The following is a 13558-nucleotide window of genomic DNA, read 5'->3' on the forward strand; positions in this document are numbered from 1 at the left end:
CGCTTAAAGTTTTGCCTTGGTTGAAAAAACCGTTACGCAAAGCCCCATAAGCGCTATAAGTGTAAAGGATGCCCTTAGCGAGATGGCGCCCGCTATAAAACCAATTACCGGCGGCCCTACTAAAAAGCCGGTAAAACTAATGGTTGACACAGCCGCGATAGCCACCCCTGGCGACATGGTTTTTGACTTACCTGCCACACTGTAGGCCAGTGGTACAACGGATGAAACCCCAAAGCCAACCAGCAGGAAGCCGGCTACGGCAGAGTATACATGCGGGAAAATAACCGCTATGGCAAGCCCGGTAGCTGTGAGTAAGCCGCTAACCTGCAGCGTGCGCTTTAGCCCGAAACGGTGCGAAAACCAATCGGCTATGAAGCGGCCGGAAGCCATGGTCAGCATAAACGCCGTATAGCCTATACCCATAATTTCGCGGGGAGCAAGTACCACTTTTTTGAAGTAAATAACGCTCCAGTCGAACATGGCACCCTCGCATATCATGGAGCAAAAGGCAATGAGGCCCAGTTTAATTAACGATTTATCGGGCATTACAAACGCGGGGCCCGCGCTGGTAGGTTTATCAAATTTGAGGTAGCGCGCGGTAATAAGTATGGTTAGCAATACCACCATCATGATCATCACAAAGTGATGTAGCGGCAACACCTGCCTGCCTATCATAAAAGTGCCAATGGCCGCGCCGGTAAAACCGGCCAGGCTCCACAAACCGTGGAATGAGGCCAATATGGGCCGACCATACATTTCTTCGGCTGCCACGGCCTGGGTATTCACGGCTATATTAACCGCGTTACTGGAAAAGCCGAATAGCAACAGGCAAGCGATAAGCTGTACCGTATTTTGAGCGAGGCCCAATGTAGCGAGTGTGCAGCAATAAGTGGTAAGCGCGGCTATAAGCAGGTTGCGGCTGCCTATGCGGGTAATGATCCACCCGGAGAAAGGCAGCGAGCATACCAGGCCAACAGGTAACGAAAACAAAACGCCACCCAAAGCGGCATCGCTTAGTTTAAGGTTTTGTTGTATAGTAGCAATACGCGATGCCCAGCTGGCAAAGCATAGCCCCGCCAAAAAGAACATGATACCTACAACAGCCCGTAAGGTTGTTCTGGTGAAATGATATGGGGGTAGCGCTGTATCCAAACTATAAGTGTGTAAATTTTACACAAATATAAGCATTATAGCTGCTAAATACCGGCTACTATAATGCTTATAAAAACGTGGATCTACTGGCTGATGTTAAATGAGCCGTTAGCTACGCCTGCGGCGTTGCCATTAGCATCAACCAGGTTGATAGTGAAGGTGCCTTTTATGGTTCCCTTAGGCGGCAAGGCCGAATTCATGGTGTTTGAGATCACGGTTACCTTTCCACCTTTAGAAGAATCTATACTGTAATTACCAAAGTTTAACGATAGTATATCAAATGTGCCTGTGTTATCGCCAATATAATTAAATATAAAAGTATCTGTTTGGCTTTGTACTGCAAGGATACCATTCGCACCAAAAGCATTAGAATACGCTAAGTTTTTATTGTATGTTTTCTGCGTGCTGCCGATTTGTACAATAATGGTATTAGTGCCGCCTATAGGTACGGTGCTGCCACCAGTATTACCCCCTGTGTTTCCTCCGGTATTGCCACCTGTACTTCCGCCTGTATTTCCACCCGTGTTACCTCCGGTATTACCACCAGTATTTCCTCCGTTATCTGTACCGCCTGTGCTGCCACCGGTATTTCCCCCGGTATTAGAACCCGCTGGTGGTGGTGTAAGAGAAGTGCCCTGCGGGTAAATTGGCGGATCAAGCTTGCAACTGCTTACAGACAAGGCTATACAGATCACAGCGATAAGGTTATGGTAAAGTTTTTTCATACATCTCAGGAAATTCAGCTTTAAAGATAAATAATCTTTCTTTTACTCTAACAAGCTTATACGGTTAACCTTATAATAAGTTAGATTGCTTTGAAAGAAAATGATCAGCAATTGCCGTCGGGCCCGCAGGTAGGGCCGTCCGTCACCTGTATGGCAGGGCTCTGCTGGTTCCATTCATTAAAAGCCTTATCCAGCGTTTGGCTGAAAACATCAACCGCCTGCGCTCCCGAAACGCCATACTTTTGGTCCATCACAAAAAAAGGTACGCCACGTATGCCCAATTGCTGGGCCTCGGCAATATCACGCCTTACCTCATCGGCAAAAGCATTGCTTTGCAGGGTTGTTTTTACCGTTTCAGCATCGAGGCCAATACTTACACCCAGTTCAATAAGTGTAGCGTCATCATCCACATTCCTGCTATCGGTAAAGTAAGCTTTAAACAGGGCTTCTTCGGCCGCTTCGCCTAAACCATGTTTTTTTGCCAGGTGTGTAAAACGGTGGGCCTTAAAGCTATTGGCTACCACCGCGTTGTCCATATGGTAGGTTAAACCTACTTCGGCAGCCATTTGGGTAACATGGTTGTTCATTTGCCGTGCGTAGTCGATTGTCCAGCCCTTTACATCAGCCAGATACTGGTTAATGCTGGTGTTGGGGTCAGTTTGCATGTCGGGGTTCAGCTGAAAACTTTTCCACTCCACTTCAACTTTATCTTTATGCGGAAACTGTTGCAGGGCTTCCTCAAAACGGCGCTTACCAATGTAGCAGAACGGGCACATCACATCAGACCATATCTCAACTTTCATAGCGTTTAAATTTCAAACAAAGTTAAGCCGATAGAATTTGGCAAGGGTAAGGGGAAAGTAAAAATTGACTCACCCCAACTTTGCTACGCTGGTCAACCCTCTCTGCATAAAGGGCAGAGAGGGGCAGCTTACTATTTCGTGGTATCCCGCTCCGCCAGGTCCATGCCGCATTTGCTGCAGGTGCCGGGCTTGTCTGATGTTATTTCGGGATGCATAGTACAATAATACTTGCCTTTAGGCTTCGCTGTCTCTATGGTTTTGGCATCCTTTTGTGCGGATGAATTACAGGCCGAAAAACCTAATGTTAATGCTGTTACAGCTACTATCAAAATGTATCTTCTCATGATCATCTGTTTTTTAAAAATCCAATAAAACCAAATATAGATACGACAAAAACGCCTAATGCCGCTAACATACTTACGATATCGCGCACGTTTTTACCGGCCCAGGCCATGCCGAAGTATTTGTGTAAAAATATAAACGAAAACCCTTCGGTGCGATCGATTCCCGCAACTTTGGTGGCCAGTTGCGAGGTGGTAGTTTCCAAATACAGGTTTTCTCCATTCGGATAACTTACCTGCTGCACCGGCAAACGTTTGTTGATAAAACCGTACTCGTTGGTAAACTCCCTTACCTGATTAATTTTCACCTGGCCTTTTTGCGGTTCGCCGCCATAGTAAGAGGCAAGATAATTGGCGTACATGGCATCGCCATTATTCAATTCAACACCATTGTCTACATCAAAATAGCTAACATGCTTTTTTGTGTCGTTTACCTGGTAATAGGTCCGCCCGTTAAATTGCGCAAGGGAAACGTTTTTAACGAGGCTATCTGCTACGGGTAACGACAAGTTTGAGGTTGCCAACTGCCCGGTTTTTACCATTTGCCTGATGCCGCTTTTGGCTGCATGTTTATCATTAGCTAATTTAACGTACAGGTGAAATGCGCCGCTGATAGTAAACGTAAACATTACCAGCGACACAGCTAAGCCCAACTGCCGGTGAAAGCGGTGAACAAACCGGGTATCTTTTCGCTTGTCGCGACGGCGATTCTCCGTGGCTGTTTTAAACTTCTTCCAGAACAGGCCATAAACGGTTAACCCTGATAGCAACGATAGCAGCATGATCCCCACAACAATCAACAATACCACTACCCTGAATTGCTCGCCGCCAATAGCCGCCAGGAATTGCCAGGTATGCAACTGCTCAAAAAATACCAGCATGATCTTGCGGGTGTTATTGTTGAACGTACCCATTCGGCTTTGGCCCGCTTCCACGTATACATCCATACCATCGGGGCGGTCAAAGGAGATTTTCCAAACCGGCAGCAGGTGGTTGATCGGCTGGTACTCGGCATCAAAAGTTTTTTGGACGCTGATGCTTTTGATCTTCGAGATGCTGTCCTGGGTGAAATACCGGGCAAGGTAGGTAGCGTAGAGCCTGTCGCCATCTTTAAGCAAATCGCCGTTATTGGCCGAATAGTATTGGTATGTGCTATCCATACCCATTACCTGGTAATAGGGTTGCCCTTGATAAGCGATCGTACCAAAGTTGATGAACCCCAATACCTTATTCTTATACAGCACCTGTTTAAGCGATAGGGCAGGTTTCACATTCAGCGGTTGCGCTTTGTACACTTCCTTAGCGATAGCAGGCCTGAACCAGTTGGACATAAACGGGTGCGAAAGCCCGCTCAGTGTCCACATTATGACAGGGATAAGGGCCGTTAAGCCCAATATCCTATGCCATTTATAAAAGTTTTGTTTTGCGGTTGCCATTTGTTAATATTTTGCAAATGAATAGCTGACGCCCAATGAGTAAACCCTTGGCGGAGCGGCATTGTAGGTATCGCCGTATTGGTTGCTCACTACGGTAGTAGCATATAACTTATTGGTGAGGTTAAGCACGTTAAACCAAATACCGAAACCTTTCAGTGCGCCATCTTTTACATCGTAACCGGTACGGGCATTAAACAGATCATACCCGGCGTATGATTTGGTATTGGCCGGATTAGTAAAGTACGACCCAATATGCTGCCACTCGCCCGAAATACGAAAGCCATTCAGATAAGCAGGCTTGTAAGTAAGTTCGCTGTTGGCTATCCAGTTTGGGGCGTTGGCCATGCGGTTGCCATTGTATACCAGCACTTTGTTGGTGCCGGTAGCGTAGTTGGCGCGCACTTCGCTGTAATCGCGGTAGGTGTGCCACGCGTTGGTGCCGCTGAAACGGAAAGCCAGTTCTTTAACCGGGGCAAATGCTACCGAATACTCTACGCCACGATGGCGGGTAGCGCCGGCGTTTTGGTTCTGCGTGGTATTATCGGGCAGTAACTGATTAATGATCTCGTTACGGCCTTCCAAGTCATACACAGATAGCTCCAGGTATAACTTTTTATCAAACGCCGCGAACCAGCCGCCGGCCTCATAGTTGTTGAAGGTGGCCTGTTTAAGCGGGGTTAACTGGCGGGCGCTGTACAGGTCGCCGGTTTCGGGCGGTTGGAAACCTACACTGTAATTAGCATATAAGCCCTTGTTGTTACCAAAGTTATAGGTTAAGCCCAGTTTAGGGGCAACAATATTAAAGTCGTTAATTTCCTGCTGTTTGTATTTGCTGCCGCTGGTAATGCCGTTAGTAAAGTTGTAATGGATCCTGTCGTAACGCAAGCCCATCACTATGCGCAGTGCGTCTGTTGGTTTAACTTCATACTGGGTATAAGCGGCGGTATTGAATAATTTGATATGGTAATTGTCGATATACCGGCCGGTATTGGTATAGCCAGTATAAAAGTTATTAGCCACATCTTTTTGTATATCCAGGTACTTGGCATAATAGGAACTTGGGCTGTTATCCAGATAAGCCCCCACAATCAACCGCGAATGCAGGAAATCGAAATCCTGACGGTGTTGGGTCAATAAGCCGATGCTATGGAAGCTTTGGTTGTTTTCCTGCCCGTTCGAGCTCATGTATTTGCCGGTGTTATCGCGCACATCTGAAATAAAATAGCTTGGCAACTGCCCGGTTGAGTTGTTGCGATAAAAGAGCGTGAAAAACGTATTGCTCTTATCGTTCCATTTATGGTCTAAACGGGTATTGGCACGCAGGGCTTTCACTTCGCGATACGTAAAGCGTTGGTTGGCGCCGTACTTTCTGCTGTAAAACTTGGCGCTGTCTAAACTGCCCGGTGTTTGGGTATACAGGTAATTGTAAGCCAAAGAGGTAGTTAAGCGGGTGTTGGCATCAAAATCATAGGTGGTTTTAAAATTACCGCTGCGTTTATCAAAATCGGTATAATCCTGCCATCCGTTACGCTGGCGCGCCAGGTAGCCGCCCACATACAGGCCAAACTTACCGCTGCTGAAACCGCCATCGGCATCCACCCTGCGGTAATGGTAGTTATCGCCCTGTAAAGAAACATTGCCGGCATAACCTGCGGGCGGGCCTTGCGTAATAAAGTTAACGGCACCGCCAATGGCGTTACTGCCATATAACGACGAAGCCGGGCCTTTTATCACTTCAATATCGCGCACGCCGCTCATGTTAATCTCGTAAAGCGAGTTATGGTTAAAAATACCTGTTGGGCGAATGGGCAGTCCATCCTCCATATATAGGTAAAGCGCGTTATAGGTAATAGGCTGACGTATGGCCATAGTGTGCTGCTCGTTACCCAGGTCAACCATGTAAACACCGGTAACTTTGTTTAATAACTGGTAAAGCGCGGTAGCTTTGGTATCATGTATCTGCGTAGCGTTTATCTTGCTGATGGCAATGGGCGCGTCCTGCCTGGCCTGCCTTTCGCGACTGGCCGACACCACTACCTGCTGCAGATCAACAGTAGAAGGTTCCATCATCACCTCAATGGTTTTATTATTAGCCATGTTGATGATCTGCGCAGTAAAGCCGATCATGGCAAACCGAAGGGAAGCAATGTTTTCGGCCTTAACCTCAAATTTACCCTTGTTGTTTGTTGTAGTTAGCACAACGCCGGTAGCGGCATTGCTTATCATTACGCCCTGCAATGGTTCATGTGTGCGGGCGTCGGTAACGGTACCGTGCAGGTTGCCTTGTGCAAAAGAAAATGCACTAACCATACACAGTATTATGTTATATAATAGTGTAGAGAGTTTCATAAAAAAGTGTTACATAGCCTGCGCTAACAGGCATCAAATAGAAAAATACAGTTACGCGCAAATGCACGTAAGCACACTCCGATTTAGGGGTGTGTCAAAAACTGTAACCTGAAAAATGATCTGGACTTTTTTATGCGAGCCGGGGCGGCTGGTAGATATCTTGGATCTGCTGCGGCAGAGCAATGCGATGGTTGGGTACGGGTGTAACCGATAACAGCACCGAGTAAAAAGTAACCCTTTCGGCCTGATTGTAGAAGGCTTCCTGGAAAAGGTTCTTTTGTGCCTGGCGCTCCTCTGTGCTCTTGTTTTCTTCGGCCTGCTTTAATTTCTTCATGAAATAGCATTTGCCGTTACAATGGAGCTGAGGTTTGTTACGGTTTTCGCACAGCTTAGCCGCGATGTAATTGCGGTTCAGCTCAAAGCCCGCGTAAATAAAAAAACGCGAGAAGTTGGCCGATACCAGCGCTACAATCAATAAGTAAGCGGTTATGCGTTGCAACATGGGCGCAAAGGTAAAGTTTAATGACTACATTATTGTACAAAAATGTGTTTTTGCTACTCACATTACGCACAAAAGCCCCGCCGGGTTGGCAGGGCTTTAACATTATAATATGGTAAGAGGTTATTTGGCGCGTTTAATAACAAAGTGCGAGCTGCTGCCACCAAAATCAATATCCATGGCGCATGAATCTGGGTAAGCCTTGCCTTTATGCGGATAATCGGTGCCTGATACGTTCACGCTAAAGGTAAACTCGTCACCTTTTATCTTGCCGTTATCCAGGGCCACCTCGCCCATTGGCGAAACAGCACTACCGGTAAGCTTGTCGCCATCCACCTTAAAATTGTACGAAACATCAATAGAGTTGCCATCCGGTGTGGCAATGGTACCGTTCCATTTTCCGTTAAGGTCAGCAAAAATGGCGGCTGCCATGCAAAACACTACTGTGCAACATAATAAAGCAGTAGTAAAGATCTTTCTTTTCATAATTACTTGTTGTTTTCTGTTCTAAGATAAGGGTTTAATTATATCAAAACATCAACTACAGGTTAATAAAATAATAAAATGTGCAAGGCTGTTTAACACCACTTTGCAAATGCTGTAAAAATGGCTTCTTACAAACTAAACAGCTTAAATAGGAGTTATAAATAAAAAGGCAATTTCGTTATGAATACTGCTGATAAACACTATAAATTCATAAACAGTAGGACTGGGTATGTAATTTTCTATACTTCCTTGAATAAAGATCTCGATAAGGACCAACTACAAGCCGAACTGGAAAAAATTAAAGAGCAGGTAGCTGTTAAAAACGGCCTTTACCACGGTACCGTTTATTGGGAAGAGATAAAGGAAGAAAATTAATTATTTACTGATGAGATAGGCTTTGGATAATACCTGTTCCCTTGTTTTGGTATTGATAAATTTGGGGAGGATGTTTTCCTGCGGATAATCAGTAAAGGTCTGCACTATTTTGAAGGTTGCTCCCTGCTGCCTCAAATAATCAACCGATGCCTGGCTGGCATAAAACAATGCGTAGCCTTGTGGTACAAATCCCTTAAAATCATCAAGGGAAACATATTGTACCGGTTTGTTACTGTAAAACTGGAACGAATTATTGGATAATCTTAAACTGTACAGATCTGTATCCTTGAAATTGCTGTTGGCATAACGTGCAGCCGCTATCTGGGCATTATAAGATGCCAGGAAGGGGAAAAACACAGTATTCATGTAATAGTTGGCGAATAGCGCCATGCAGCACGTCAGCATAAATACACGTAAACTTTGTTCTTTTAACCGGGTGATGATGAGTATAGCTGTTATCCCGAATATGAGCGCGCCTGCAATGAACAGGGCATTGCCCCCCGGCGCGGCCAGTATATGAATGGCGATGACCACCAGCGGTAGGGCTACCATAAATAAGCCTAATACAATATTGCGGTACCGGGTAGCAGCCTTACCAAGCGGCGTAATAGCGTACCGAGCGGTAATAATGGCAAAAAGCGGGAAAATAATGTTGGTATAAAATGGCAACTGGAAGCGCGACAGCGAGAACAATAGCAGCAGCAGCAAGCCGCCGCTAAGCGTATAGTATTCGGGTAGTTTTATTTTGCGTACCAGGTTTTTAAGATTGCTGTACAGGGCATAATAAAACAGCAGGCACCACGGCATAAACGTCCAGATCATGGTGTGAGCGAAGAAAAATATATCGCCGGATTTTTTTTGCCTAATAGGCCCGTTATTTACAAACCGCCCAAACTGGCTGTCCCACAAAAACCAGCGTACGCCGCTCACACCTGTGCGCCCAAATACCACCTTTTCGGGATGCTTATCAAACTGGATGTACAGGGCGTAAAACTCGGGCAGCGTAAATAACAGCGTGAGCAGATAGAGCAGCAGCCATTTCGGCTTTAGCACTTCAAGGTATTTCTTTTGCGCTATCATTTGCCCCAGCAGCGCGCCGTAGATAGCCACTATTACAAATATGCCCTTGGTCATGATAGCGCATGCCGTTAGCAGGGCGGCCAATAAAAGGTGTTTAGCGGTGCCTTTGGTATTATACCGGGCAATATGGTAAATGCTGCCTATTACCAAAGCCATGAGGTAAGGCTCGGCGCGCACATCAATATTAGAGATGATAATGTGCTGGGCCGTCATGAGTATGAGTACCGCTAACGCAGCAATTTCTTTGGTATAGTACCGCCGGGCAAAAAGCGAGGTATAACCTACCCCAAGCATAAAGAACAACAATGCCGGTAACCGGTAGGCCCAAGCGCTCACTCCAAATAATTTAAAGGAAAGTGCCGCCATCCAAAAAGGGAAGTGGGGTTTATCCAGCCAGTCGGTTTGGTAGGTGTATAGCTGCAGCCAGTCGTTCTTTTGCGCCATCAGTTTGGCGATTGAGGCATACAGGCCGGGATCGTCAGCAAAAAAATCGGCGTTGATGCCGGCGAAGTTAACCACCAGTGCCAATACAAAAAGCAGTAGATAAATAGGCCTGCGCTTATCGGTCATTTGCTGCAAATATAGCTACTTGCCTTATTAGAAACGGTGGGCCTTATAAACAAAAAACCCCTGGCGCGTAGTTACACGCCAAGGGCAAAAACTCACAACAATTGTTTTAACCTTTCGGTCTATTCCTAACTGCAATGTGAATTCGTAAAAGCTTATGCATGTTTCATGCCAAAATATAGTGCTTAGATACAAATGGAATAAATTTTAGCGGCATTAGTTTTAAGTCATATCTTTACCCGAAAACTTATTATACCAACATGAAAAGTAAAAACTTATTTAGAGCGGCAACCCTGTGTGTAGTTGCCATGCTGTTCTCGGCATTTGCCTTCGCGCAGGATAAACCTGTGGCCAGCCCACGCGATAGCGTGAGTGCAAAAGTGAACGGTGCAACTATCACTATCAACTATGGCAGCCCTTCTGTAAAAGGCCGTAGCATCTATGGTGCCCTGGTACCTTACGGCCAGGTTTGGCGTGCAGGCGCTAACGAGGCTACCGTGTTTACTACCGATAAAGACATTATGGTTGAAGGTAAAAAGCTCCCTGCCGGAACTTACGGACTGTTTACTATCCCTACCGCCACCACCTGGACCATTATTTTTAACAAAGTGGCTAAACAATGGGGCGCCTATAAGTATGACGAAGCCCAGGATGCCCTGCGCGTTATGGTAAAGCCTGTTAAAGCGCCAATGAGCGAACGTTTGGTTTACAAAATTTACGGCAAAGGCTTTTCGCTTAACTGGGATAAACTTTCGGTACCAGTGCGTATCAAATAAATATTTCTTAGCTTAATAAGATAACCCCGGCATCTGCCGGGGTTTTTTGTTATCATCAAAAACACGAATATATTTACCTTACAAATATGGCGCGGCAATTCACCAAACAGGCATACGTAAAAGCAGGTATAACGGTACTTGTATTGTTTATAGTTAACTACATGGTGTTGTTTTTTGCCGACTACCCCCATGCGGTTGAGCGTTATTATGCCAAAGGCTTATACCCGGTGGTTTGCCATATCCTGCATCCTGTTTTTAATTTGGTCGCGTTTAGTGTGGGCGATGTATTGTATATAGCGGTGATCGTCTACCTGCTTTTTATCATCATCAGGCTGGTAAAGCAGCTGTTTAAAAAACAGTTCGCGGCTGCGGGGTTATTGGTACTTAAAATAATTGCAGGGGTTGAAGTTGGGATGCTTGTTTTTTACCTGTTCTGGGGATTAAACTACTTCAGGCCCTCTGCGGCGGAGCGCCTACACCTGGCCGATAGCAGCTACAGTGTTACGGAGCTAAAACAGGTAACCGCTGTACTTATTGATAGCGCTAACGCCACGCGCGGGCGTGTAACCGCTGCGGATATGCGCCAAAGTAACGATACTATTTACCATACCGCGCGTAAAGCCGTTATAGCTTTAGCCAACCGTTCGCCGGAGTTTAAAACCTATCAGCCCGATATAAAGCCGTCGTTGCTTACCCCTTTGCTCAATTACATAGGCACCTCGGGTTATTATAACCCTTTTACCGGCGAAGCGCAGATGAATTACCAGATGCCTCTGTGTAACCGACCCTTTGTGGCTTGCCACGAAATGGCCCACCAAATGGGTTATGGCCCCGAAGATGAGGCCAACTTTGTAGGTTTCCTGGCAGCGCGTTCCGCTGCCGACAGGCTGCTGCGTTACTCGGCCTATAACCTGGCCGTAAGCGAGTTTCTGCGTACCGTACGGTATACCGATACCATAGCTTTTAAGGAATTAAAAAAGCGCCTGTCGCCGCGGGTAATTGCCGATCTAAAGGCCGAAAGGGCCTACTGGCTTTCATACCAAACCCAGCTTAACGCCATTAGCAGCGTGTTTTACGATAACTTCCTAAAAGCGAATAACCAACCACAAGGTCTCGAAACCTACAACCGTATGGTTTTGCTGGTAATGGCCATGTATAAAAAGGAAGGCGTGTAACAGGGTGATATAAAAAATGCGTTCCGTATCTCACCCCGGAACGCACTACAACATCATATCTCAAATAATGTTGATCAACTAAACCTCAGATAACATGTGTTTACCCAAGCTCTTTATATAAAGCCTCTCGGCTAAAATTATAGGAGTAATCCATCTGCCCGGCTACAAAAAATATTCCGTAGCTGGCCGGGAGATTTGGTAGTGTCAAATATACACATTGACCAAAGGACGTTAAAATATATTGTGCATATGACGGTAATAATTGCACAAATGTTACAATAGGCCATATATTTCAATAAAACTTAAAATGCTTACATCGTCCAACAATGTGTCGGTCATGCACATTTGAATGATTGACAAACTATTTGCAGCCGTTATATAACCTTATCTTACTGACTGTTTTTATATACAACAGCCACATTAGCAGTATGTTATTGTATGTTTTAGCAGAAAGGAGATTGAGGACGGAAGGTATTTTAACTGTAATTAGTTATCTTAGCTTTTAAATTTAAACTTTTGAAGAAGGTTGTTGCCGTTTTTTTATTTATTTGCCTGAGTGCCGGTTTGCATGCACAGAGCATTTCTTTTTTTGATCTCACCAACCTTACCAACCTGAGCGAGGGGCAGGCACATACCTACCTGGTACTGGGGGGTGTTTTTAAGCATGAGTATCAGGAGGAGGTAAACGGTAAAAAGCTGGAGCATTTCCGTTCAAGATCAAATAAAGTGGCCCCGCAAACCATTGTGATAGGGCAAAACGAAGTGCAGGCGAACGGCACTGTATTGCGTACGGTTAGTTACACCACGCAGGACCCGCAGGACATTGTTAATTTAATAGCCCAGGCTAAGCGCTCCAGGATGGTGCTTAAATTTCAGGGGCAGGACCAGGATAACAATATCTACAAGTTCGACAATGAGTTTTACGACATTGTTATGCTCATCAGTACCAATAATAACAAAGGCTCGGTACAGGTTACCCAAAAAGAATTTATCGGGTACCAGTAAATAAAAAAGGGCGCCGGTTAAGGGCGCCCTTGTTATTTGTAGGGGATTTATTTACCGATCAGCGCGGGGTCAAACACACTTTTATCAATTTGCTGATTGGCTTTAATATCATGGTAAACCTCGGTTTGCAGCAATTTGTCATTAATATAAAACTTGCATAAAGTTTCGCTCCAGGCACCCTCAACCAGTTTGTGTTCCTCAAAAGTGGCTTCCGTTTTTGTACTGCCATCATATTTAAAATAGCGTACAGCAACCAGTTTGTCTTTATCAACCCAAAGCTGGTTAACGTTTTCATTCGGCTTTGAAGCGCCCAGAACATACACATCCTTGCCTTTCCAGGTAGTTTCATAAAACTTGTCCAGGTCAAAATGCAGCTGGCCAAAATGGTTAAACACCTGGTCTATCGGCCTGAAATACATACCGCCCAAAAAGAATATCAGCTCATTTTCGTCTTTCGCGGCGCGCACTACCTTATTGTTCCTGAATACGTATGATGAGTCGCCCCGGTAAATTACCCCGTTACCGGAATTGTCGCCGCCAAAATCAATGCGCAGCATATCGGGGTACACAATGCGCTCGTACCAGGTATCGGTTTTTACCAATGTATCATTACGGTAGCGCCCGGTGGTTTGTGTAAAGGTGAGCGAACTATGCCATTTGCTGTGGTAGCGGTTGTACATCTTTTTTATTACCTCGGCAGAAGTTAGCTGTTTGGGCGAGGTAAAGCCCCACACAGATAGCAAGGTAATAATAGAGGTAATGATGGATGCGATATGCTTCATGTTCCGG

14 protein-coding genes are annotated in these 13558 nt (G+C 45.6%); 4 read left to right on the top strand and 10 right to left on the bottom strand.

The window, feature by feature from the left end:
• Positions 1 to 3 precede the first annotated feature (3 nt).
• The 8 genes from CKK33_RS06985 to CKK33_RS07025 form a co-directional block, all read right to left on the bottom strand.
• Positions 4 to 1152: an MFS transporter gene (locus CKK33_RS06985; RefSeq protein ID WP_233138160.1), complete on the bottom strand. Its 1149-nt coding sequence runs from the start codon at positions 1150 to 1152 to the stop codon at positions 4 to 6.
• 83 nt (positions 1153 to 1235) lie between these two features.
• A complete protein-coding gene (locus CKK33_RS19400) occupies positions 1236 to 1877 on the bottom strand; it encodes a hypothetical protein (protein ID WP_143822920.1) in 642 nt (213 codons plus the stop codon).
• A gap of 104 nt (positions 1878 to 1981) precedes the next feature.
• Positions 1982 to 2680, bottom strand: a complete 699-nt coding sequence (locus CKK33_RS07000) for a DsbA family protein (RefSeq protein ID WP_095703425.1) — start codon at positions 2678 to 2680, stop codon at positions 1982 to 1984.
• Positions 2681 to 2811: 131 nt separating this feature from the next.
• Positions 2812 to 3024: a heavy metal-binding domain-containing protein gene (locus tag CKK33_RS07005; RefSeq protein ID WP_143822921.1), complete on the bottom strand. Its 213-nt coding sequence runs from the start codon at positions 3022 to 3024 to the stop codon at positions 2812 to 2814.
• A 2-nt stretch (positions 3025 to 3026) separates the two neighbouring features.
• Positions 3027 to 4457 carry a PepSY domain-containing protein gene (locus CKK33_RS07010; protein WP_095703427.1) on the bottom strand — a complete coding sequence of 477 codons (1431 nt, stop codon included), beginning with the start codon at positions 4455 to 4457 and terminating at the stop codon, positions 3027 to 3029.
• 3 nt (positions 4458 to 4460) lie between these two features.
• The gene (locus CKK33_RS07015; RefSeq protein ID WP_158223407.1) at positions 4461 to 6767 is read right to left on the bottom strand and encodes a TonB-dependent receptor; all 2307 of its coding nucleotides are present in this window, start codon (positions 6765 to 6767) and stop codon (positions 4461 to 4463) included.
• 169 nt (positions 6768 to 6936) lie between these two features.
• Positions 6937 to 7308 (bottom strand): hypothetical protein, encoded by a 372-nt coding sequence (locus CKK33_RS07020; protein ID WP_095703429.1) that lies wholly within the window; start codon positions 7306 to 7308, stop codon positions 6937 to 6939.
• A gap of 120 nt (positions 7309 to 7428) precedes the next feature.
• A complete protein-coding gene (locus tag CKK33_RS07025) occupies positions 7429 to 7791 on the bottom strand; it encodes a glycoside hydrolase (RefSeq protein WP_095703430.1) in 363 nt (120 codons plus the stop codon).
• Between the two features lie 249 nt (positions 7792 to 8040).
• Here CKK33_RS07025 and CKK33_RS19805 point away from each other — a divergent pair, with 249 nt between their 5' ends.
• Positions 8041 to 8166, top strand: a complete 126-nt coding sequence (locus CKK33_RS19805; RefSeq protein ID WP_143822922.1) for an RNA 2'-phosphotransferase — start codon at positions 8041 to 8043, stop codon at positions 8164 to 8166.
• Here the strand turns inward: CKK33_RS19805 and CKK33_RS07035 are convergent, their stop codons facing one another.
• Complete coding sequence (locus CKK33_RS07035; protein WP_095703432.1) at positions 8167 to 9816, bottom strand: glycosyltransferase family 39 protein; 1650 nt, start codon at positions 9814 to 9816, stop codon at positions 8167 to 8169.
• Between the two features lie 257 nt (positions 9817 to 10073).
• Here CKK33_RS07035 and CKK33_RS07040 point away from each other — a divergent pair, with 257 nt between their 5' ends.
• The 3 genes from CKK33_RS07040 to CKK33_RS07050 all read left to right on the top strand — a co-directional run bounded on the left by CKK33_RS07040 (position 10074) and on the right by CKK33_RS07050 (position 12769).
• A complete protein-coding gene (locus CKK33_RS07040) occupies positions 10074 to 10589 on the top strand; it encodes a DUF2911 domain-containing protein (protein WP_095703433.1) in 516 nt (171 codons plus the stop codon).
• A gap of 86 nt (positions 10590 to 10675) precedes the next feature.
• A complete protein-coding gene (locus CKK33_RS07045; protein WP_095703434.1) occupies positions 10676 to 11764 on the top strand; it encodes a DUF3810 domain-containing protein in 1089 nt (362 codons plus the stop codon).
• A 516-nt stretch (positions 11765 to 12280) separates the two neighbouring features.
• Entirely contained in the window at positions 12281 to 12769 is a 489-nt protein-coding gene (locus CKK33_RS07050) for a hypothetical protein (RefSeq protein ID WP_095703435.1), read from the top strand.
• Positions 12770 to 12816: 47 nt separating this feature from the next.
• Here CKK33_RS07050 and CKK33_RS07055 read toward each other — a convergent pair whose 3' ends face one another.
• Positions 12817 to 13551: a hypothetical protein gene (locus tag CKK33_RS07055; RefSeq protein WP_095703436.1), complete on the bottom strand. Its 735-nt coding sequence runs from the start codon at positions 13549 to 13551 to the stop codon at positions 12817 to 12819.
• Positions 13552 to 13558 lie beyond the last annotated feature (7 nt).

Origin of the sequence: Mucilaginibacter sp. MD40, from assembly GCF_002288635.1 — a bacterium.
GTDB lineage: Bacteria > Bacteroidota > Bacteroidia > Sphingobacteriales > Sphingobacteriaceae > Mucilaginibacter.

What these genes read in the sequence shown, in the direction of transcription:
- CKK33_RS07045 (WP_095703434.1), top strand. Translation starts at nt 10,676, where the DNA reads ATGGCGCGGCAATTCACCAAACAGGCATACGTAAAAGCAGGTATAACG.
- CKK33_RS07040 (WP_095703433.1), top strand. Translation starts at nt 10,074, where the DNA reads ATGAAAAGTAAAAACTTATTTAGAGCGGCAACCCTGTGTGTAGTTGCC.
- CKK33_RS07020 (WP_095703429.1), bottom strand. Translation starts at nt 7,308, where the DNA reads ATGTTGCAACGCATAACCGCTTACTTATTGATTGTAGCGCTGGTATCG.
- CKK33_RS07000 (WP_095703425.1), bottom strand. Translation starts at nt 2,680, where the DNA reads ATGAAAGTTGAGATATGGTCTGATGTGATGTGCCCGTTCTGCTACATT.
- CKK33_RS07015 (WP_158223407.1), bottom strand. Translation starts at nt 6,767, where the DNA reads ATGGTTAGTGCATTTTCTTTTGCACAAGGCAACCTGCACGGTACCGTT.
- CKK33_RS07025 (WP_095703430.1), bottom strand. Translation starts at nt 7,791, where the DNA reads ATGAAAAGAAAGATCTTTACTACTGCTTTATTATGTTGCACAGTAGTG.
- CKK33_RS07005 (WP_143822921.1), bottom strand. Translation starts at nt 3,024, where the DNA reads ATGAGAAGATACATTTTGATAGTAGCTGTAACAGCATTAACATTAGGT.
- CKK33_RS07010 (WP_095703427.1), bottom strand. Translation starts at nt 4,457, where the DNA reads ATGGCAACCGCAAAACAAAACTTTTATAAATGGCATAGGATATTGGGC.
- CKK33_RS07035 (WP_095703432.1), bottom strand. Translation starts at nt 9,816, where the DNA reads ATGACCGATAAGCGCAGGCCTATTTATCTACTGCTTTTTGTATTGGCA.
- CKK33_RS07055 (WP_095703436.1), bottom strand. Translation starts at nt 13,551, where the DNA reads ATGAAGCATATCGCATCCATCATTACCTCTATTATTACCTTGCTATCT.
- CKK33_RS19400 (WP_143822920.1), bottom strand. Translation starts at nt 1,877, where the DNA reads ATGAAAAAACTTTACCATAACCTTATCGCTGTGATCTGTATAGCCTTG.